Below are 20,840 nucleotides of genomic sequence, written 5' to 3'. Positions count from 1 at the left end.
GAAAAGTTTATCCTGCCGCGAAAGCGCAACGTCTGGCATTGAAATCCTCTACACTTATCCCCATTCTAGATCGCATATGCACAGCGCCGGATGCGCGCTTCATTCATCTTATTCAACAGGACAGCGTTTATGACCAATCCATTACTGACGCCTTTTTCGTTGCCACCGTTTTCTAAAATCCGCCCTGAGCATGTGGTTCCAGCCGTAACACAGGCGCTGGACAACTGCCGTGCGGCGGTAGAAAGCGTGGTGGCGCAGGGCGCGCCGTACACCTGGGAAAATCTGTGTCAGCCGCTGGCCGAAGTGGATGACGTGCTGGGACGCCTCTTCTCCCCGGTAAGCCATCTGAATTCAGTGAAAAACAGCCCGGAACTCCGTGAAGCGTATGAACAAACCCTGCCGTTGCTCTCTGAGTACAGCACCTGGGTTGGTCAACACGAGGGGCTGTACAAAGCCTATCGCGACCTGCGCGATGGCGACCATTATGCCGAACTCAACACCGCGCAGAAAAAATCGGTTGATAACGCTCTGCGTGATTTCGAACTCTCCGGCATTGGTTTGCCGAAAGAGAAACAGACCCGTTACGGTGAAATTGCGGCCCGTCTGTCTGAGCTGGGCAACCAGTACAGCAACAACGTGCTGGACGCGACCATGGGCTGGACGAAGCTGATTACCGACGAAGCCGAGCTGGCCGGTATGCCGGAAAGCGCGCTGGCGGCGGCGAAAGCGCAGGCCGACGCGAAAGAGCAGGAAGGCTTCCTCTTAACCCTGGACATCCCGAGCTACCTGCCGGTCATGACCTACTGCGACAATCAGGCGCTGCGCGAGGAGATGTACCGTGCGTACAGCACCCGCGCCTCCGATCAGGGCCCGAATGCCGGTAAGTGGGATAACAGCCCGGTGATGGCTGAAATCCTCGCGCTGCGTCACGAGCTGGCACAGCTGCTGGGCTTTGAGAGCTACGCCTCCAAATCCCTCGCCACCAAAATGGCGGAAAATCCACAGCAGGTCCTCGATTTCCTGACTGACCTGGCGAAACGTGCGCGTCCGCAGGGCGAGAAAGAGCTGGCACAGCTGCGCGCCTTCGCGAAAGCGGAATACGGTGTCGATGAGCTGCAGCCGTGGGATATCGCCTGGTACAGTGAAAAACAGAAACAGCACCTTTACAGCATCAGCGATGAGCAGCTGCGTCCTTACTTCCCGGAAAACAAAGCCGTTAACGGTCTGTTTGAAGTGGTTAAACGCATTTACGGGATCACCGCCAAAGAACGTACCGACATCGACGTCTGGCATCCGGACGTGCGCTTCTTCGAACTGTATGACGAGAAGAACGAGCTGCGCGGGAGCTTCTACCTGGATCTGTACGCTCGCGAGAACAAACGCGGCGGTGCATGGATGGATGATTGCGTCGGGCAGATGCGTAAAGCGGACGGTTCCCTGCAGAAGCCGGTGGCGTACCTGACCTGTAACTTCAACCGTCCGGTGAATGGCAAACCTGCGCTGTTTACCCATGACGAAGTGATCACCCTTTTCCACGAGTTCGGTCACGGCCTGCACCATATGCTGACCCGTATCGAAACCGCAGGCGTTGCCGGTATCAGCGGTGTGCCATGGGATGCGGTCGAACTGCCAAGCCAGTTTATGGAAAACTGGTGCTGGGAGCCGGACGCGCTGGCGTTCATCTCCGGCCATTACGAAACCGGCGAGCCGCTGCCGAAAGAACTGCTGGATAAAATGCTGGCGGCGAAAAACTACCAGGCGGCAATGTTTATCCTGCGCCAGCTGGAGTTCGGCCTGTTCGACTTCCGTCTGCACGCCGAGTTTAGTCCGGAGCAGGGGGCGAAAATCCTCGAGACGCTGGCCGAGATCAAAAAGCAGGTCGCCGTTATTCCTGGCCCAACCTGGGGCCGCTTCCCGCACGCGTTCAGCCATATCTTCGCGGGCGGCTATGCGGCAGGCTATTACAGCTACCTGTGGGCCGACGTGCTGGCGGCGGATGCGTTCTCTCGCTTTGAAGAAGAGGGCATATTCAACCGTGAAACCGGCCAGTCGTTCCTTGATAACATCCTGACGCGCGGCGGTTCTGAAGAGCCAATGGTGCTGTTCAAACGCTTCCGTGGCCGCGAGCCGCAGCTGGATGCGATGCTTGAGCACTACGGAATTAAAGGCTAACCGTTACGTGAAGATTTGTTTAGTCGATGAAACAGGCGCCGGAGACGGCGCCTTATCTGTTCTGGCCGCCCGCTGGGGCCTGGAGCATGATGATGAAAACCTGATGGCGCTGGTGATGACGCCGGCGCATCTGGAATTACGTAAGCGTGACGAACCCAGGCTCGGCGGGATATTTGTCGATTTTGTGGGGGGCGCCATGGCGCACCGGCGCAAGTTCGGCGGCGGTCGCGGTGAAGCGGTTGCCAAAGCGGTTGGCGTCAAAGGAAGCTATCTTCCGGACGTGGTGGATGCCACGGCGGGTTTAGGGCGCGATGCGTTTGTCCTGGCCTCGGTAGGGTGTCACGTGCGGATGCTGGAGCGCAATCCGGTCGTGGCCGCGCTGCTCGACGACGGGCTGACGCGCGGCTATGCCGACCCGGAGATTGGACCGTGGCTGCAGGCACGCTTGCAGTTGATTCACGCCTCCAGCCTGACGGCCCTGACCGATATCACTCCGCGTCCGCAGGTGGTCTACCTCGACCCGATGTTCCCGCATAAGCAGAAAAGCGCGCTGGTGAAGAAAGAGATGCGGGTGTTCCAGTCGCTGGTCGGGCCGGATTTAGACGCGGATGGTTTGCTGGCGCCTGCTCGTCAGCTCGCCACGAAGCGCGTGGTGGTGAAACGTCCGGACTATGCGCCGCCGCTGGCGGACGTGGCGACGGCCAATGCGGTGGTCACCAAAGGGCACCGGTTTGATATTTATTCGGGGACGCCGGAACAGGAAGGTTAGGGTGTGCGGTTTGATGCCGTCACCCCAACCCGCGCTGGAAAGAGGCTCGAACGGTTCCCTCTCCCTTTGGGAGAGGGAAAGCAGACTTACTCGTCTTCTTCGTCACGCAGTGGAACAATCAGCATATCCACATGAACGGTGTTAATCAGCTGACGCGCTGAAGACATCAGCTTGCTCCAGAAGTCCTGGTGGTGACCACAAACGACCAGGTCCATATCGTATTTCTTAATCGCATCAACCAGCACCTGACCCAGATCGCCGCTGCCGCTTAAGGTTTCGGTGATAGGGTAGCCCGCGTTGGTGGACAGTTCGCTCAGGGCGTGGTGTGTCTCTTCAGAGATGCGTTTCTGCATATCACCGAGATTGACGTCAATCAGACCGGTATAGAGGTCGGAGTAATTCACATCAACGTGGATAAGAGAAACTTTCGCGTTGTAAGGGCGTGCCATGGATACCGCTTTATCAACCAGCACTTTACTCTCCGGAGAGAGGTCTACCGCGATGAGAATGTGTTTGTAAGCCATAGTGTTACTCCTTCCTTAAGTTATCGATGACTAAATGGAAAAGCCGTCGTCTGATGCTTTCATTACGGCCCAGTAAAACATATTTTTCAAGCTTTGGTGTTGATAACGATTAACCTTGTGGCAAAAAAATTAACGGATCTCCTACACTATTTAATGAGCCGTTCGGATATTAAAACGCGAACCGGATCGACTTTTGTTCATTCTTTCACTGAACTGTCTGTCAGGGCACTGGAGTGCGGTAGCTCAGAGGCCTTGCTTCGTGGGCGTACGCCGGGGAGGATGTATGATTAGCACCGTCGCATTGTTTTGGGCGTTATGCGTGGTTTGCATAGTGAATATGGCGCGCTACTTCTCATCGTTACGTGCGCTGTTAGTGGTACTTCGTGGTTGCGATCCGTTGCTTTATCAGTATGTGGACGGTGGAGGGTTCTTCACCTCGCACGGACAGCCCAGCAAGCAGATGCGTCTGGTAGGGTATATCTATTACCAGCGCTATCGCGATCACCACGATGAAGAGTTTATTCGCCGTTGCGAGCGTCTTCGCCGTCAGTTCATTTTAACCAGCGCCCTGTGTGGTCTGGTTGTGGTCAGTATGATTGCCTTGATGATTTGGCACTGAGCATAAAAAAAGCGGGTCAGTTTCCTGATCCGCTTTTTTATCGCGTTCTGCCGATTAGATAAGCTTCAGCGAAATCCAGTACAACCCACCCGACAGCAGGATAGAGGCCGGAAGGGTAAATACCCAGGCCATCAGAATGTTGGTCACGGTTTTGCGTTGCAGACCGCCGCCGTCAACAATCATGGTCCCTGCCACGGAAGAGGAGAGTACGTGGGTGGTCGAAACTGGCATACCGGTATAGCTCGCCAGACCGATTGAAACCGCCGCCGTCATCTGCGCGGACATACCCTGCGCATACGTCATGCCTTTCTTACCGATCTTCTCGCCGATGGTGGTCGCCACACGACGCCAGCCAATCATCGTACCGATACCGAGAGCCAGTGCGACAGCCATGATGATCCAGATTGGCGCGTACTCAATAGTATTGAGCATATCGCCTTTCAGTTTCTTCAGCAGACGCTGGTCGTCAGCATTCACTTCTGGCAGCTTCGCCACTTTATCCGTGACATCAGAGATGCACAGCATAATGCGACGCAGTTGACCACGTTGCTCAACGGACAGTTTGTCGTAGCTTTCGATATTACCCAGCATGCCTTTGGCACGTTCCAGCGCGTTAATCGCGTTTGCCGGATGGCAGTGGAATTCGCCCGGCGCAGTGGTAGCGCCTGCTTCAGGAGAAGGGATCAACTGGTCAACGCCGGTTGCCTTCTTCAGCAGCTCAGGGTGTTGCTGGAAATAGATTTCAACGTTGTTCACCGCATCACGGGTACGGGTGATTTCGTAACCGGAGGCGTTCATGTTGACCACGAATCCCGCCGGTGCGACGCCAATCAGTACCAGCATTACCAGACCAATGCCTTTCTGACCGTCGTTCGCGCCGTGAGAGAAGGCAACGCCGATAGCGGAAAGGATCAGGGCAATCCGCGTCCAGAATGGCGGCTTTTTCTTGCCGTCTTTCTTCTCACGCTCTGCCGGTGTCAGGTGAATACGGGAGCGTTTTTTCGTATTGCTCCAGTAACGACGCAGGATGAAAATCAATCCGCCTGCGACCACCAGACCCACGATAGGGGAGACAATCAGTGAGGCGAAAATTCCCAGCACTTTCGGGATGTTTAACGCATCAACAACCGAGGTACCGGTCATGAGGGCATTCGTTAACCCAATACCGATAATCGCGCCGATGAGGGTGTGAGAACTGGATGCAGGCAGGCCGAAATACCAGGTACCGAGGTTCCAGATAATTGCAGCAAGCAGCATTGAGAACACCATAGCGAGGCCATGGCCAGAACTAACGTTGAGAAGCAGATCCGTTGGCAACATATGCACGATCGCATATGCAACGCTCAGTCCACCCAGAAGAACACCAAAAAAGTTAAATACCGCCGCCATAACAACCGCGAGCTGCGATCGCATTGCGCGAGTGTAGATAACCGTTGCTACTGCGTTTGCAGTGTCGTGGAAGCCGTTGATCGCTTCGTAAAACAGTACAAAAACCAGAGCAAGCAATAATAAAAGCCCGGTATGTAAATCCAGGCCAGCAAACAAATGTAGCATAGGACGTTACGCCATTTTGAGGACATGAACGCGGCGCATTATCCAGGACAAATGCGCGGCGGGCAAAGTGAAATATAGCTTTTTTTTGATATAACTTCGGCTTTGTTGGCGTTAGGTAAAGAAATATATTTTATATTTCAAGTATATGACTGATATCTCGGTTAATTGCGCTGGTGTGACCACAGAGGAAACTTTACAATCCGCGGCAGTTAACGAAGAGGATTTTGACGTGGAAAGGTTTGATGCCGTGGTAATTGGCGCCGGTGCGGCGGGTATGTTTTGTGCGGCGATGGCCGGACAGGCGGGTCGTCGCGTGCTGTTGCTGGATAACGGTAAAAAGCCAGGACGTAAAATTCTGATGTCCGGTGGCGGGCGCTGCAACTTTACAAATCTCTACGTCGAACCTGCAGCTTATCTGAGCCAGAACCGTCATTTTTGCAAATCGGCCCTGGCGCGTTACACCCAGTGGGACTTTATCGACCTGGTGGGTAAGCACGGTATCGCATGGCATGAGAAGACGCTGGGCCAGCTGTTCTGTGATGACTCCGCCCAGCAGATTGTCGATATGCTGGTGGCCGAGTGCGAGAAGGGCGGCGTGGTGATGCGCCTGCGCACGGAAGTGCTGGAGGTGTCCCGCGATGAGCAGGGCTACACGCTGCAGTTAAACGGGGAAAGCGTCAGCGCCGATAACCTGGTGATTGCCAGCGGTGGCCTCTCCATGCCGGGGCTGGGTGCTTCACCATTCGGCTACAAGATTGCCGAACAGTTTGGCCTGAACGTGCTGCCCACCCGTGCGGGGCTGGTACCATTCACCCTGCATAAGCCCCTGCTGGAACAGCTCCAGACGCTTTCTGGCGTCTCGGTTCCGTCGGTCATTACGGCTGAAGACGGTACGGTGTTCCGTGAAAACCTGCTGTTTACCCACCGTGGTCTTTCCGGCCCGGCGGTACTGCAAATCTCCAGCTACTGGCAGCCGGGGGAGTTTGTCACGGTTAACCTGATACCCGATTGCGACCTGGAGGCTTTCCTCAACGAGCAACGCGCGGCGCACCCGAATCAAAGCCTGAAAAACACGCTGGCCATGCAGTTGCCAAAACGTCTGGTGGAATGTTTGCAGGTGCTGGGGCAGATCCCTGATGTGTCGCTCAAGCAGCTTAACAGCCGCGAACAGGCGGTGCTGGTTGAGACGCTGACAGCCTGGCGGGTGCAGCCCAACGGCACCGAAGGCTACCGCACGGCGGAAGTGACGCTTGGCGGGGTCGACACGAATGAACTCTCCTCACGCACCATGGAAGCGCGCAACGTGCCGGGGCTCTATTTTATTGGCGAAGTGATGGATGTGACCGGCTGGCTCGGCGGGTACAATTTCCAGTGGGCATGGGCAAGTGCCTGGGCGTGTGCGCAGGCACTTGCAGAGAAATAATCACGCAGCGCAATTATTGCACCAACTTTTTTTCTCCGATCCACTAAGCTTCGACCAGGCCAGACAGCTCCAGGTGCCCCGCTGCGTTCGCGGGGTCATTTTTCTTCCCGGTCAGAGCACCTTTCATGCAGCTACTCAGCATCATTATTTTGCTTACCCTTACGGTGGTCATCCATTCGCTGTGGATGTTTTGCGTTTTAAAATTCATTAACTTAGAGGTCGACTCTGCGGTGCGTGTGGTTTTGCGTAACGTCGGGATCGTTATCTCCATGATCTTCGCCCATCTTCTTGAAGCCGGTCTGTTCGCCGGGTTTTATTTTGTTATTGATGCATTTAACGACTGGAACACCAGCTTCTACTTTTCGCTGGTCAGTTACGCCACGGTGGGATACGGCGATGTCACGTTGCCTCAGCACTGGCGGCTGATTGGGGGTGTGGAAGGCCTGGTCGGCGCCTTGATGGTGGGCTGGTCAGTGGCGGTTCTGGTGGCCGTACTGCAGCGTTTGCGCGGCATGAGCGCCTAAACGGCAGATGCGCGACCCCATGGAGTGCGGTAAAGTACCTCTCTTTGCCGGGCCTGGAAGGCCGCGGCTTTAAGGGTTAAAGGCTGGTAAACAGCCTGCCCCTTTCCGTTCCTGGTTTACGCCAGTTTGCATGGTGTTGTGTTTTGTCTGCCAAAAGGGTTGTGTATGTCTGCTGCTCATCTCGGTTTCCCGACTGAAACCGTTGTTGTCTTTGTAGTGATGGCCGTCGGGGCGATGTTTATCGACCTCTTTATGCACCGTCACGATAAACCGATCTCGCTGAAAAGCGCTGCCATGTGGTCCCTCTTCTGGGTCATGATGGCCATGGCTTTCGCCGGGTTCCTGTATGTTCACCACGGCGCAGAGATGGCAAGCCTGTTCCTCACCGGTTACGCGCTGGAAGAGGTGCTCTCCGTCGATAACCTGTTTGTGATGATGGCGATTTTTGCCTGGTTCGGCGTGCCGGATAAATATCGTCACCGCGTCCTCTACTGGGGCGTGCTCGGGGCGATTGTTTTCCGCGGTATCTTTGTGGCCATCGGGACCAGCCTGTTGAGTCTGGGGCCTTACGTCGAGGTTATCTTCGCGCTGGTCGTCGGCTGGACGGCGGTGATGATGCTCAGACGTAATGAAGAGAGTGACGAGGTTGAAGATTACTCCGGCCATCTGGCTTACCGTCTGGTGAAACGCTTCTATCCTGTCTGGCCTAAAATCAGCAGCAATGCCTTTATTCTGACCCAGAAAGAGGTGGACGCGGAGCTGGAGAAACCTGAAAACCAGGACGTAACGGTTGGACGCGTGAAGAAGGCGAAACGCTACGCAACGCCGCTGCTGCTTTGCGTGGCGGTCGTGGAACTCTCTGATGTGATGTTCGCGTTTGACTCCGTGCCGGCCATTATTGCCGTCAGCCGTGAGCCGCTTATTATTTACAGCGCAATGATGTTCGCCATCCTCGGCTTGCGTACGCTCTACTTCGTGCTGGAAGCGCTGAAGCAGTATCTGGTGCATCTGGAGAAAGCGGTGGTGGTGCTGCTGTTCTTCGTGGCGTTCAAGCTCGGATTAAATGCCACCGATCACTTCTGGCACCACGGTTACAGCATTGGTGCCACGGCAAGCCTGTTTGTGGTGCTTGGCGTGCTGGCGCTGGGGATTATCACCAGCGTGATGTTCCCGGGTAAGAAAGAAGCTCATTAAAAGCAAAACGGCAACCTTTGGTTGCCGTTTTCGGGTAGACAGTGTCTAACACTTAATCGGTGAATGTCGACGCTTGCGCGGTGGATGGAAGTGCCGCCAGTGTGCATCCTGCGCCGCCGCCAGCAGTTCATGGTCGCCGCGGGTATCGCCCCACGCGCGCAGGTGGTAGCTATTCAGATCGCCATACACTTTTTCCAGCCTCGCCACCTTCTGGGCACAGCGGCAGTTGTTGCCGGTGATACGCCCGGTCAGCTTGCCGTCTTTCACTTCCAGCTGTGTGCCAATCAGCTTAATCCCCAGCTTGTCAGCCCACGGCTGGAGCACCAGCGCCGGAGAGGCGGAGCAGATGGTCACTTCCGCACCGGAATTCACCTCTGCGGCGACGGCCAGTACGCCGGCAGGGCGCATCAGCTTGTCCCAGTATTTTTCGCAAAACGCTTCCGCCTGCTGGCGTAGCCAGTGTTCATCCACGCCCGTCAGGAACGTTTTAATCAGCACTTCCTTCAGCTCATCGCGCGTCAGCTTACGACGCACGCAGTGCAGCGTGGGTAAGGCCATACGCACCAGGCGGCCCGCGAAGTAACGTTTACCAAAGGCAAAACGCAGGAAAGGGATAAAGCTGTCGTGGTGCGTCAGTGTTCCATCAAAGTCGAAGACGGAGAGCACGTTGGATTTGGCCACGGCCTCGTCGGCAATCATATTGGTCATAAATACGTCTTAGCTAAAATACACATTCTGTTGATTAGTTTACCTGCTTTACCCTGTCTGTCCTTCTGTCTTGAGCATTTTTTTCGCGATCTTGCGATCGGAAAGTGAGTCCATTTTTGGTCTCAATAATAATTGGTTGAAAAGTGAGCTGTCTATATTATCGCCACATTGAGCGCTATTTCGGGGGAACGTTGGCCCCCACCGGTAAGGAAAATATCCACTCACTGAATCTATTTTGATATGACGTTTAGATCGCTTATTTCAATCCTCTCGTTAAGTCTGGCTTCGTTTTCGGCATTGAGTTTTCAACTGCCGGCGTCGATGCTGTCAATGAACCGCGAGCTTGCCCTTTCTCCGGCAAAATCCGCGCTGCTGCACCAGGAAACAGGACCACTGCGTACCCGGATCCTTGATCAATACCAGAAGTGGAAAGGCACCCACTATCAGTGGGGCGGGACCACACATCGGGGCGTGGACTGCTCCGCGCTGATGCAGCATCTGTTCAGCGATGCGGCGCACCTTAATCTGCCGCGCACGACAGGCGAACAGATCCATCGCGGCGTGAAGGTGGCGCAATACCGTCTGAAGGCGGGGGATTTGGTTTTCTTTCAGACCGGTCCAGACCGAAGGCACGTGGGCGTGTACATCGGCAATAGCCAGTTTATTCATGCCTCACGCAGCCAGGGCGTAACCGTCTCAACCCTGACTGATGACTACTGGCAGGCGCACTATATTACTGCCCGACGGGTCACAGACCGTTCTGTCTGAGGGATCAGATGATGTCATCCACCACGCCGCCATCGACGCGCAGTGCCGCGCCCGAGGTGGCGGAGGCCTGGGGCGAGCAGACATACACCACCATATTGGCGACTTCTTCCACCGTCGCGGCACGCTGGATAACCGAGCTCGGGCGGTGAGTCATCACAAACTCTTTCGCCAGTTCCTCCAGCGATTTGCCGGTTCTCTCGATCTCGTCTTTCATCATGCCGGCAAAACCGTCTGAAAGGGTGGGGCCGGGCAATACGCTGTTCACCGTGACACCGCTTCCCGCCACGAACTTCGCCAGCCCGCGAGCGAGCGACAGCTGCGCCGTTTTGGTCACGCCATAGTGGATCATGTCTGCCGGAATATTGCAGGCCGACTCGGACGAAATAAACACCACGCGTCCCCAGCCTTTCTGCACCATACCCGGCAGCAGCGCACGGGAGATACGTACGCCGGACATCACGTTTGTCTGCCAGTAACGCTCCCAGGTGTCATCGTCGGTGCCATAAAAATCCTGCTGGCCGTAAATGCCGGCGTTGTTGACCAGGATGTCGACGTGGGTCGCCACGTTCAGCAGCGATTCCACCCCTTCAGCCGTGCTGAGGTCGGCAATTGCGGCGCGTACCTGCACCCCAGGCACAACCTGTTGTAGCTGCTGGATACCTTTATTCACAGACTCCGTGCTACGGCCATTGATGATCACTTCCGCACCGCTTTCAGCCAGCCCTCGGGCTATGGCGAACCCGATCCCGCCGGTAGAGGCGGTCACCAGCGCGACTTTCCCCGTAAAATCGATCTTCATCATCTGCTCCTTATCGTGTTTAACGTTCGGACCTTAAAGCGTAGCAGGTGAGGATGGCGGCTCCTGGCTAAAAAGGCGCAGCAGGGTCTCAACCTGTTCATCCAGCGGGCCGAGGGAGCGTTTCACAATCAGGTGCAGCGGCGTAGCCCGGCGTGCGCCATGGCTAAGCGGCAGGCGTTTAAGCACCCCCAGATCAAGCTGGGTCTGAATACGCTCCTCTGGCAGCCAGCCATAGCCGACCTGGGACATCACCGCCTCTATGGCTGCATCAATGGTGGAAAAGGTCCACGACTCGCCGGCCGCACGCGCGGCGGTCTGGCTGTCGGCTATCTGAATGAGCGGCCACGGGCGCAGCATATCGTCGTTAAGCGGCGCGTCGAGGCTAAAGAGGGGATGTTGATGATGCGCCACGGCAACAAAGTCGATATTCATCAGCCATTCGCCAAGACCGGTTATGTCCTGGCGGCGGGTTAACACCATCACGTCGGCTTCATCATTAATGACATCGGTGCGGCTATTTTCCAGCACTTCGGTGAGGCGGACCTGCGTTTGCGGATACAGCTGCTGGAACTGACGCAAAATAGCGAACAGGCGTCGGCGCGGGAAAATGCTGTCCACCACCAGATCTAACCGCGTGCGCATTCCGTTACGCAGGCTTGCCGCACGGGTCTCAACATAGGCGAAGGCTTTCAGCAACGGTTTAACCTGGTTGAGCAGGAGTTCGCCGGCCGGGGTTAAGACAGCCCGCCGCCCCTCGGGCACCAGCAGCGCCACGCCCAGCCGCTCCTGCAGCAGCGACAGGTTATAGCTGACCGAGGACTGGCTGCGGTTGGTCTCTTCCGCTGCTTTGGCAAAGCTGCCTGCCTCGACCACTCTTTCCAGTAATGACCATTGTTCAAGCGTCGTCTTATGCATGATTAATCTAAAATTTGGATGAATTTGATTCAAACATAGCGTTATTCATTCATTTTTTGAAGGGGTACGATCGTCTCATCAAAGCAAAGGAGGCACATTATGAACACCTTCGACAAACATGACTTAAGCGGCTTCGTCGGCAAACACCTTGTATATACCTACGATAATGGCTGGAACTACGAGATTTATGTCAAAAACGAAACCACCCTTGATTACCGTATTCACAGCGGGATTGTGGCGAACCGTTGGGTGAAAGATCAGCAGGCTTATATTGTTCGTGTAGGGGAGAGCATCTATAAAATTTCCTGGACAGAACCAACCGGTACCGACGTGAGTCTGATAGCAAACCTGGGTGACAAACTGTTCCACGGCACCATCTTCTTCCCACGTTGGGTGATCAACAATCCAGAAAAAACTGTCTGCTTCCAGAACGATCATATTCCATTGATGAATGCGTATCGTGATGCGGGTCCGGCATACCCCACTGAAGTCATTGATGAATTTGCGACGATCACCTTTGTTCGCGACTGTGGCGCGAATAATGAAAGCGTTATTGCCTGTGCGGCGAGCGAGTTACCAAAAAACTTTCCTGATAATTTAAAATAAGCGCGACAATTAACTAAAAAGAAAAGTTCCCGGCTATTTCTTCTTTTAAAAGAAATAGCCGGGATTTTTTTTGTTTGTTGATGTTAGGTTTAAAAAATTGCAGGCAAAGGTCGAGTTTGATCACACAATAAATAATTCATAATAATTTAACTCTTTGTATTTCAAGTGGTTAATGGCTGGGTAAAGTGAATGGAATGTCTTTCTTAATTTTTCCCTAAGAAATGTTAGCTACCTTGATATAAGTTTATGGTTCGTTGAAATAAACGAGCCGGCATTTGGTTAATATCAAAAGCGTGCCATTCTTATTTCAAGGAAATTAATGATGAGTGATTTTTTGCCTTTTTCCCGGCCGTCCATGGGTAGCGAGGAATTAGCGGCGTTGCAGGAGGTATTAACCTCCGGCTGGATCACCACAGGACCGAAAAATCAGGCGCTTGAAGAGGCATTCTGTCAGCTAACCGGGAATCAACATGCGATTGCCGTCAGCTCAGCGACCGCGGGAATGCATGTCACGCTGATGGCGCTGGGTATTGGTCCAGGCGATGAAGTGATCACCCCCTCCCTGACCTGGGTATCCACACTGAATATGATTGTGCTGCTGGGCGCAACCCCGGTGATGATTGATGTGGACCGGGATACGTTGATGGTCACGCCGGATGCGATCGACGCCGCCATTACGCCACGCACAAAAGCGATTGTTCCGGTTCATTATGCCGGCGCGCCGTGTGATATCGACGCCATTCGCGCCATCGGGGAACGTCACGGTATTCCGGTCATTGAAGATGCGGCGCATGCAGCCGGCACGTACTACCACTCGCGTCACGTGGGCTGGCAGGGCACCGCGATTTTCTCATTCCACGCCATTAAAAACATGACCTGCGCCGAAGGCGGGTTAGTGGTCACGGACGATGCGCAACTGGCGCAGCGGATCCGTAGCCTGAAATTCCACGGCCTGGGTGTGGACGCCTACGACCGCCAGACGCACGGTCGTGCGCCGCAGGCAGAAGTTATCACGCCCGGCTTCAAATACAACCTGGCGGATATCAACGCCGCGCTGGCGCTGGTGCAGTTGGGCAAACTGAAAGAGGCCAACGCACGACGTCATGACATTGCTGAACGCTATCTTCGCGAGCTTGCCGATACGCCGTTCCAGCCGCTGCGTATTCCTTCATGGCCGCACGTCCACGCCTGGCACCTGTTCATCATTCGCGTGGATGAATCCTGCTGCGGGATTTCTCGCGACAACCTGATGGCAGCCCTGAAGGAAAAAGGCATTGGCACCGGCCTGCATTTCCGCGCGGCGCACACGCAAAAATACTACCGCGAGCGTTTTCCTGATGTATCGCTCCCGAATTCTGAATGGAATAGCGCGCGTATTTGTTCTCTCCCCCTTTTCCCGGACATGACTCATGACGACACAACCCGCGTCATTATCGCGCTCCATCAGCTTGCAGGAAATTGATATGTTCAGCGCACCGCCTGTACAAAAAGTTTCTGTGGTTATCCCCGTTTACAACGAACAGGAGAGCCTGCCCGAACTGATCAGCCGCACGACGGCCGCCTGCGACACGCTCGGCAAAGCCTATGAAATACTGCTGGTGGATGATGGCAGTAGCGATAATTCCGCGCCGATGCTGACCGAAGCCGCGCAGGCCGAGGGCAGCCATATTGTTGCCGTGCTGCTTAACCGTAACTACGGCCAGCACTCCGCCATTATGGCCGGGTTCAGCCACGTGACGGGCGATCTGATTATTACGCTTGATGCCGATCTGCAAAACCCGCCGGAAGAGATCCCGCGTCTGGTTGCAAAGGCCGATGAAGGGTACGACGTGGTCGGCACGGTGCGGCAAAACCGTCAGGACAGCCTGTTCCGTAAGCTGGCTTCCCGCACAATCAACCGTCTGATCCAGCGGACCACCGGCAAAGCGATGGGCGATTATGGCTGCATGCTGCGCGCCTACCGCCGCCATATTGTCGACGCCATGCTGCACTGCCATGAACGCAGCACGTTTATTCCCATTCTCGCGAATACCTTTGCCCGTAAGGCGACGGAAATCCCGGTACTGCACGCCGAGCGCGAGCACGGGGAGTCGAAGTACAGCTTTATGCGTCTCATCAACCTGATGTACGACCTTATCACCTGCCTGACCACCACGCCGCTGCGCCTGTTGAGCGTTTTCGGCAGCATCATTGCCGTGTTCGGCTTCGCGCTCTCTGTGCTGCTGGTGTTACTCCGCCTGATCTACGGTCCCCAGTGGGCGGCGGAAGGGGTCTTCATGCTCTTTGCCGTGCTGTTTATGTTCATCGGCGCCCAGTTTGTCGGGATGGGCCTGCTCGGGGAATACATTGGCCGTATTTATAACGATGTTCGCGCACGTCCGCGCTACTTTATTCAACGTGTTGTCCGCCAGGAACACAAAGCATCTCAAGAGGAAATTCACCCATGAAAGCTGTTGTCTTTGCCTATCACGATATGGGGTGTGCGGGCACGCTGGCCCTGCTGGAAGCGGGCTATGAAATCGCTGCAATCTTCACGCATCCGGACACGGCCGGAGAGAATAACTTCTTTGGCTCGGTGGCGCGTATCGCCGCAGAGCGCGGTATTCCGGTTTACGCCCCGGACGATGTCAACCATCCGCTGTGGGTGGATCGCATCCGGGCGCTCGCGCCTGATGCCATCTTCTCGTTCTATTATCGCAACCTGATTTGCGATGAGATTTTAAGTCTGGCCGCAAAAGGGGCATTTAATCTTCACGGCTCTTTGCTGCCCGCCTACCGTGGCCGCGCACCGCTGAACTGGGTGCTGGTGAACGGTGAAACGGAAACCGGCGTCACTCTGCACCGTATGGTGCACCGCGCAGATGCCGGTGCCATCATCGCGCAGCAGCGCGTGGCTATCGACGCGGATGAAACTGCGCTGCAGCTTCATCAGAAGCTCTGCACCGTAGCGCAAAGCCTGTTACGTGATGTGTTGCCAGCGATCCTTAACGGCACCTTCAGCGAGACCGCGCAGGATGAGAGCAAGGCGAGCTGTTTTGGCCGTCGCCGGCCAGAAGATGGCCGTCTGGACTGGAACAAGCCGGCTCGTCAGTTGCACAACCTGGTGCGTGCCGTTACCGACCCCTGGCCGGGGGCGTACAGCTTTGCAGGCGTAAGTAAATTTATCGTCTGGAAATCCCGCGTACGCGACGACATTCCTGCCGCCAAACCGGGCACCGTTGTCTCGGCTTCCCCGCTGATTGTCAGCTGCGGCGAGCAGGCGCTGGAGATCGTTACCGGGCAAACCGATAACGGCGTTTATGTTCAGGGCGCGCAGCTGGCTCAGTCTCTGGGGCTGGTCACTGGCGCACTGATCACCAGCGCACCGGTTGTGGCCATCAAACGCCGCACCCGCGTGCTGATCCTTGGCGTCAATGGCTTTATCGGCAACCACCTGACCGAGCGTCTGCTGAAAGACGATAACTACGAAATTTATGGTCTGGATATCGGTGCCGATGCCATCAGTCGTTTCCTCGACAATCCGCGTTTCCACTTTGTGGAAGGGGATATCAGCATTCACTCCGAGTGGATTGAATATCACATTAAAAAATGTGACGTGGTGCTGCCGCTGGTGGCGATTGCCACGCCGATTGAGTACACCCGTAACCCGCTGCGCGTGTTCGAGCTGGACTTCGAAGAGAACCTGAAGATCATCCGCGACTGTGTGAAATACGACAAGCGCATCATCTTCCCGTCCACTTCTGAAGTGTACGGCATGTGTACTGACAAAAACTTCGACGAAGATACCTCTAACCTGGTCGTCGGTCCGATCAACAAACAGCGCTGGATTTATTCCGTCTCCAAGCAGCTGCTCGACCGCGTGATCTGGGCCTACGGTGAGAAAGCGGGTCTGCGCTTTACGCTGTTCCGTCCGTTTAACTGGATGGGGCCACGTCTGGATAACCTTAACGCGGCGCGTATCGGCAGCTCACGTGCCATCACCCAACTGATCCTGAACCTGGTGGAAGGCTCGCCCATCAAGCTTATCGAAGGCGGTAAACAAAAACGCTGCTTTACGGATATCAGCGACGGTATCGAGGCGCTGTTCCGCATCATCGAAAACAAAGAGGGTCGCTGCAACGGAGAGATCATCAACATCGGTAACCCGGATAACGAAGCGAGCATTCGCGAACTGGCTGAGATGCTGCTGGCAAGCTTTGAACGTCATCCGCTGCGCGATCGCTTCCCGCCGTTTGCCGGTTTCCGTGAAGTGGAAAGCAGCAGCTACTACGGTAAAGGTTATCAGGACGTTGAGCACCGTAAACCGAGCATTCGTAATGCGAAACGCTGCCTGAACTGGACACCGACGGTGAAGATGGATCAGACCATTGATGAAACGCTCGATTTCTTCCTGCGCACCGTGGAGCTGTCGGAAAAGGTCTCATGAGAAAAGTCGGTTTACGCATTGATGTCGACACCTTCAGGGGGACGCGTGACGGCGTACCCAAACTGCTGGAACTGCTGAGCAAGCACAACGTGCGCTCATCCATTTTCTTCAGCGTGGGGCCTGACAATATGGGACGTCATTTATGGCGTCTGGTTAAACCGGCATTTCTGTTCAAAATGCTGCGCTCACGCGCAGCCTCTCTCTACGGCTGGGATATTTTGCTGGCCGGAACCGCATGGCCCGGCAGGCGCATTGGCGCGGGTAATGAAGCCGTTATCCGCGACGCGGCGCAGCACCATGAGGTTGGACTGCATGCCTGGGATCACCATGCCTGGCAGGCCTGGGCTGGCGTCTGGGATATTCCACGCCTGTCGCGTGAAGTTGAGCGCGGCATGCTGGAGCTGGAGGCCATCACCGGTCAGACGATTCGCTGCTCCGCCGTGGCGGGATGGCGTGCCGACCAACGCGTAGTGAAAGCCAAAGAACCCTTCGCGTTTCGCTACAACAGCGATTGCCGCGGCACCGGGCCTTTTTTGCCGCTCATTGGGGAGAATCGCCTGGGGACGGTGCAAATCCCGGTCACGCTTCCCACCTGGGATGAAGTGGTTGGGCGCGAGGTCAGTGCCGGAGGGTTCAATCGCTATATTCTGGACTGCATTCATCGCGACACTGGTACGCCCGTCTATACCATCCACGCGGAAGTGGAAGGGATTGCGTATCAGCATGATTTCGATGCACTGTTGACGATGGCCGCTCAGGAGGGCATTCAGTTTTGTCCATTGAGCGAATTGCTGCCAGAGGATCTTAGCGTCCTGCCCGTGGGCAAAATTGTGCGTAATGAACTGGCTGGCCGGGAAGGCTGGCTTGGTTATCAACAAACCGTGAGTCCGGTATCATGAAAGCAGCCCGTTATGGCTTAGCGCTTCTCGCACTGTTTATCGTTTACTACCTCATTCCGATCGATATCCGCCTGCTGTGGCAGCCTGATGAAACGCGCTATGCGGAAATCAGCCGCGAAATGCTGGCGTCTGGAGACTGGATTGTCCCGCATTTTCTGGGGCTGCGTTACTTTGAAAAGCCGATTGCGGGCTACTGGATCAACAGTATCGGGCAACTGCTGTTTGGGCATACTAACTTTGCCGTGCGCGCCGGCGCCATATTCTCAACCGGGTTGACGGCTCTGCTGGTGATCTGGATGGCGTGGCGCCTGTGGCGGGATAAGCGCGTTGCCATTTTCTCCGGCCTTATCTTCCTGACCCTGTTCCTGGTGTATGGCATTGGTACGTACGCCGTGCTGGATCCCATCATTACCCTGTGGCTGGTGGCCGCTATGTGCAGCTTCTGGCTGGCCTCGCAGGCTGAAACCGTGGCCGGAAAAGCGGGTGGCTACGTGCTGCTCGGGCTTGCCTGCGGCATGGGGGTGATGACCAAAGGATTCCTGGCGCTGGCGGTGCCGGTGATAGGCGTGCTGCCGTGGGTGATTGCGCAGAAGCGCTGGAAAGAGGTGCTGATCTTTGGCTGGCTGGCCATCGTGAGCTGTGTGCTGATCGTCCTGCCCTGGGCGCTGGCCATTGCGCATCGAGAGCCTGATTTCTGGCGCTACTTCTTCTGGGTTGAGCATATTCAGCGCTTTGCCCAGAGCGATGCCCAGCACAAAGCGCCGTTCTGGTACTACCTGCCGTTCCTGCTGGCCGGCAGTCTGCCGTGGCTGGCGCTGTTGCCCGGCGCGTTTCGGCTGGGCTGGCGCGAAAGAGACAACACGGGCGGTGGCTTTTATCTGCTTGGATGGGTCGTGATGCCGCTGCTGTTCTTCAGCATTGCCAAAGGCAAACTGCCAACCTACATCCTGCCGTGTTTTGCACCGCTGGCTATCCTGATGGCTCGCTATGCCTGCATCGCGGCGGACAAAGGGGCCAGAGCGTTACGCATTAACGGCGGGATTAACCTGGCGTTTGGTGTGATTGGCGTGGTGGCGGCGCTGGTGGTCTCGCCGTGGGGGATTGCTAAGCATCCGGTCTGGACATCCGTTGAGCTGTATAAAGTCTTCTGCGCAGTGCTGGCGTTTCTCGTCTGGGCGGCTGTCGGCTGGTTTACCGTGCGGCAAAGCGCGCAGCGCTGGTGGCTGGCGGCGTTGTGTCCTGCTGGCGTGGCGCTGCTGATTGGGTTTGCCATTCCTAACCTGGTGGTGGATTCCAAACAGCCGCAGTCGCTGGTGGATACCATCCGTGACCCGCTTCAGAGCAGCCGGTTTTTGCTGGCGAACAATGTTGGCGTGGCCTCCGGGCTGGCGTGGGAACTTAAGCGTAATGACATCATTCTGTTTGGTCAGAGCGGTGAGCTGAGCTACGGGCTAGCGTACCCGGATGTGAAAGACCGGTTTGTCGAGAAAGATAATTTTGCGCAGTGGCTGGCAACGCATCGCCAGCAGGGGGGCGTGTCACTGGTGATCCTGTTGTCAAAACACGACGATATTAAGCGGGCTCATCTGCCAGAACCGGACAGCCTGTATATTCAGGGCCGTCTGGCCTGGCTGCAGTATTTACCGCAATGACGACCTGGCTCTGGTTGATACTGGCAAGCCTGCTGACCTGCGCAGGGCAGCTGTGTCAGAAGCAGGCCACCCGTCCGGCGAAAGCCGGGCGGCGTGGCGCGCATATTATGCTGTGGCTGGGCCTGGCATTGCTGGCGCTGGGCAGCGGCATGCTGGTCTGGCTGGTGGTCCTGCAGCGCCTGCCTGTCGGCGTTGCCTACCCTATGCTGAGCCTCAATTTTGTCTGGGTGACCCTGGCGGCGAAAGCATTCTGGCATGAAAAAGTCGCGTTGCATCACTGGCTGGGCGTCGGGTTCATCATCATCGGCATTGTTATCCTCGGAGGAAGCCTGTGAGAGGAACGTTCTGGGCGTTATGCAGCGTAATGCTGGTCAGCGCGGCGCAGCTGCTGCTGCGCTATGCCATGCAGGCCCTGCCACCAGTCAGCGAGCTTGATGCGTTTGTCTCCGCGCTCTGGCACTTCTCATCCGGTACTGGCGCGCTGCTGCTGGGACTCATGGGGTATATAGCCTCGATGGGCTGCTGGTATCTGGCGTTGCATCGCATGGCGCTCAGCAAAGCGTATGCCTTGCTGAGCCTCAGTTACATTCTGGTGTGGGCCGCGGCCATTTTGTTGCCCGGCTGGAACGAACACTTTTCCTGGCACGGGCTGGCGGGGGTCGGGATGATTATTCTCGGCGTGCTGGTGATTTTTATGCCACGGACATCCCGTGGTGAGCAATCGTCCCGGCGGTAAGGGTATAAGGCGTTGAGGTGCAGACGGCAAGACTGAGCGAGCCGAACTGGAGCTGGCTTACCGAATGCGTCTGCGACGTGCTGTCGATGCTGACAATCTGCCAGGCGCTGCCGCCTCGCTGCTTCACGATGGCCTCTTTACGCGTCCAGATCCCCCAGAAAGCAGAAAGCTTTGTCTCCGGGTCTTCGCGCTCCAGCTCCGCATGTTCCGCCACGCTGAAGACGGCGTTAGCCAGCGCCTGCCAGTTTTCACGTGGGCGGATAACTTCGATATCACACCCCACTTCGCCTTCGTCGCTCAGCAGCAGCGCGATATTATCGCCGCTGTGACTCAGGTTAAACCAGAAGGGCTGCGCATCCACGAAGGCCGGCTTCCCTTGATCACCATAGACGATCTCGGGTAACGGAGAAGGAGAAAGCGTTTTGGCGAGCAGGGTTCTCCCCGCCAGCCAGGATGCATTTCGTGCACCCGCAGGTGCCATATGTGCAAGCGTCGACGCCAGCGGGTCTGCGCTCAGGGTGGAGATCTTTCCCAGTATAAACTGGTACATAG

Annotated in this window: 21 protein-coding genes; 15 read left to right on the top strand and 6 right to left on the bottom strand. The window is 56.0% G+C overall.

The annotated features are described in order from the left end of the window. Window positions 1-129 precede the first annotated feature (129 nt). Entirely contained in the window at window positions 130-2,172 is a 2,043-nt protein-coding gene (prlC, locus tag AM379_RS06715) for an oligopeptidase A (RefSeq protein ID WP_106503554.1), read from the top strand. A gap of 7 nt (window positions 2,173-2,179) precedes the next feature. After that, entirely contained in the window at window positions 2,180-2,941 is a 762-nt protein-coding gene (gene rsmJ, locus AM379_RS06710) for a 16S rRNA (guanine(1516)-N(2))-methyltransferase RsmJ (protein ID WP_025202814.1), read from the top strand. 86 nt (window positions 2,942-3,027) lie between these two features. Here rsmJ and uspA read toward each other — a convergent pair whose 3' ends face one another. Then, window positions 3,028-3,465: a universal stress protein UspA gene (uspA, locus tag AM379_RS06705; protein WP_003861223.1), complete on the bottom strand. Its 438-nt coding sequence runs from the start codon at window positions 3,463-3,465 to the stop codon at window positions 3,028-3,030. Window positions 3,466-3,748: 283 nt separating this feature from the next. Between uspA and uspB the strand changes: the two genes are divergently transcribed. Next, complete coding sequence (gene uspB, locus AM379_RS06700; protein ID WP_003861224.1) at window positions 3,749-4,084, top strand: universal stress protein UspB; 336 nt, start codon at window positions 3,749-3,751, stop codon at window positions 4,082-4,084. A 54-nt stretch (window positions 4,085-4,138) separates the two neighbouring features. Here the strand turns inward: uspB and pitA are convergent, their stop codons facing one another. Beyond that, window positions 4,139-5,638 (bottom strand): inorganic phosphate transporter PitA, encoded by a 1,500-nt coding sequence (pitA, locus tag AM379_RS06695; RefSeq protein ID WP_014172068.1) that lies wholly within the window; start codon window positions 5,636-5,638, stop codon window positions 4,139-4,141. Window positions 5,639-5,867: 229 nt separating this feature from the next. Between pitA and AM379_RS06690 the strand changes: the two genes are divergently transcribed. The 3 genes from AM379_RS06690 to AM379_RS06680 all read left to right on the top strand — a co-directional run bounded on the left by AM379_RS06690 (window position 5,868) and on the right by AM379_RS06680 (window position 8,779). Continuing rightward, a complete protein-coding gene (locus tag AM379_RS06690; RefSeq protein ID WP_106504350.1) occupies window positions 5,868-7,061 on the top strand; it encodes an NAD(P)/FAD-dependent oxidoreductase in 1,194 nt (397 codons plus the stop codon). Between the two features lie 125 nt (window positions 7,062-7,186). Next, window positions 7,187-7,585 (top strand): potassium channel family protein, encoded by a 399-nt coding sequence (locus AM379_RS06685; RefSeq protein ID WP_020884509.1) that lies wholly within the window; start codon window positions 7,187-7,189, stop codon window positions 7,583-7,585. Between the two features lie 165 nt (window positions 7,586-7,750). Further along, window positions 7,751-8,779, top strand: coding sequence for a TerC/Alx family metal homeostasis membrane protein (locus tag AM379_RS06680; protein ID WP_106503553.1), 1,029 nt, complete (start codon window positions 7,751-7,753; stop codon window positions 8,777-8,779). Window positions 8,780-8,824: 45 nt separating this feature from the next. On the opposite strand, the gene AM379_RS06675 is transcribed toward AM379_RS06680, so the two are convergent. After that, on the bottom strand, window positions 8,825-9,487 hold the full coding sequence (locus AM379_RS06675) for an HAD family hydrolase (protein WP_014172059.1): 663 nt from the start codon (window positions 9,485-9,487) through the stop codon (window positions 8,825-8,827). A gap of 240 nt (window positions 9,488-9,727) precedes the next feature. On the opposite strand from AM379_RS06675, the gene AM379_RS06670 reads away from it, so the two are divergent. Further along, window positions 9,728-10,255 carry an NlpC/P60 family protein gene (locus tag AM379_RS06670; RefSeq protein ID WP_020884511.1) on the top strand — a complete coding sequence of 176 codons (528 nt, stop codon included), beginning with the start codon at window positions 9,728-9,730 and terminating at the stop codon, window positions 10,253-10,255. Window positions 10,256-10,259: 4 nt separating this feature from the next. Here AM379_RS06670 and AM379_RS06665 read toward each other — a convergent pair whose 3' ends face one another. Further along, a complete protein-coding gene (locus AM379_RS06665) occupies window positions 10,260-11,054 on the bottom strand; it encodes an SDR family NAD(P)-dependent oxidoreductase (RefSeq protein WP_025202822.1) in 795 nt (264 codons plus the stop codon). Between the two features lie 33 nt (window positions 11,055-11,087). Then, window positions 11,088-11,969: a LysR family transcriptional regulator gene (locus tag AM379_RS06660; RefSeq protein ID WP_020884513.1), complete on the bottom strand. Its 882-nt coding sequence runs from the start codon at window positions 11,967-11,969 to the stop codon at window positions 11,088-11,090. 99 nt (window positions 11,970-12,068) lie between these two features. Here AM379_RS06660 and AM379_RS06655 point away from each other — a divergent pair, with 99 nt between their 5' ends. From AM379_RS06655 to arnF, 8 genes are all read left to right on the top strand, one after another. Further along, the gene (locus tag AM379_RS06655) at window positions 12,069-12,575 is read left to right on the top strand and encodes a phenolic acid decarboxylase (protein ID WP_020884514.1); all 507 of its coding nucleotides are present in this window, start codon (window positions 12,069-12,071) and stop codon (window positions 12,573-12,575) included. A gap of 322 nt (window positions 12,576-12,897) precedes the next feature. Beyond that, the gene (arnB, locus tag AM379_RS06650; protein ID WP_032679162.1) at window positions 12,898-14,037 is read left to right on the top strand and encodes a UDP-4-amino-4-deoxy-L-arabinose aminotransferase; all 1,140 of its coding nucleotides are present in this window, start codon (window positions 12,898-12,900) and stop codon (window positions 14,035-14,037) included. A gap of 1 nt (window position 14,038) precedes the next feature. Then, complete coding sequence (gene arnC, locus AM379_RS06645; RefSeq protein WP_032679161.1) at window positions 14,039-15,022, top strand: undecaprenyl-phosphate 4-deoxy-4-formamido-L-arabinose transferase; 984 nt, start codon at window positions 14,039-14,041, stop codon at window positions 15,020-15,022. Next, window positions 15,019-17,001 (top strand): bifunctional UDP-4-amino-4-deoxy-L-arabinose formyltransferase/UDP-glucuronic acid oxidase ArnA, encoded by a 1,983-nt coding sequence (gene arnA / locus AM379_RS06640; protein WP_106503552.1) that lies wholly within the window; start codon window positions 15,019-15,021, stop codon window positions 16,999-17,001. Before arnC ends, arnA begins: the two co-directional genes overlap by 4 nt. Further along, window positions 16,998-17,900, top strand: a complete 903-nt coding sequence (arnD, locus tag AM379_RS06635; protein ID WP_020884517.1) for a 4-deoxy-4-formamido-L-arabinose-phosphoundecaprenol deformylase — start codon at window positions 16,998-17,000, stop codon at window positions 17,898-17,900. The genes arnA and arnD overlap by 4 nt, the downstream gene beginning before the upstream one ends. Next, window positions 17,897-19,552, top strand: a complete 1,656-nt coding sequence (gene arnT / locus AM379_RS06630) for a lipid IV(A) 4-amino-4-deoxy-L-arabinosyltransferase (RefSeq protein ID WP_106503551.1) — start codon at window positions 17,897-17,899, stop codon at window positions 19,550-19,552. The genes arnD and arnT overlap by 4 nt, the downstream gene beginning before the upstream one ends. Next, window positions 19,549-19,887, top strand: coding sequence for a 4-amino-4-deoxy-L-arabinose-phosphoundecaprenol flippase subunit ArnE (gene arnE, locus AM379_RS06625; protein ID WP_014172049.1), 339 nt, complete (start codon window positions 19,549-19,551; stop codon window positions 19,885-19,887). The genes arnT and arnE overlap by 4 nt, the downstream gene beginning before the upstream one ends. Next, complete coding sequence (gene arnF / locus AM379_RS06620) at window positions 19,884-20,288, top strand: 4-amino-4-deoxy-L-arabinose-phosphoundecaprenol flippase subunit ArnF (protein WP_032679158.1); 405 nt, start codon at window positions 19,884-19,886, stop codon at window positions 20,286-20,288. The genes arnE and arnF overlap by 4 nt, the downstream gene beginning before the upstream one ends. On the opposite strand, the gene acpT is transcribed toward arnF, so the two are convergent. Next, window positions 20,245-20,838 carry a 4'-phosphopantetheinyl transferase AcpT gene (acpT, locus tag AM379_RS06615; RefSeq protein ID WP_073397689.1) on the bottom strand — a complete coding sequence of 198 codons (594 nt, stop codon included), beginning with the start codon at window positions 20,836-20,838 and terminating at the stop codon, window positions 20,245-20,247. The two genes, arnF and acpT, sit on opposite strands and share 44 nt — an antisense overlap. Window positions 20,839-20,840 lie beyond the last annotated feature (2 nt).

Source organism: Enterobacter cloacae complex sp. FDA-CDC-AR_0132, from assembly GCF_003010695.1.
In the GTDB taxonomy this organism is placed as follows: Bacteria; Pseudomonadota; Gammaproteobacteria; order Enterobacterales; family Enterobacteriaceae; genus Enterobacter; species Enterobacter ludwigii.
This window is presented reverse-complemented; position numbering and strand designations above follow the sequence as displayed.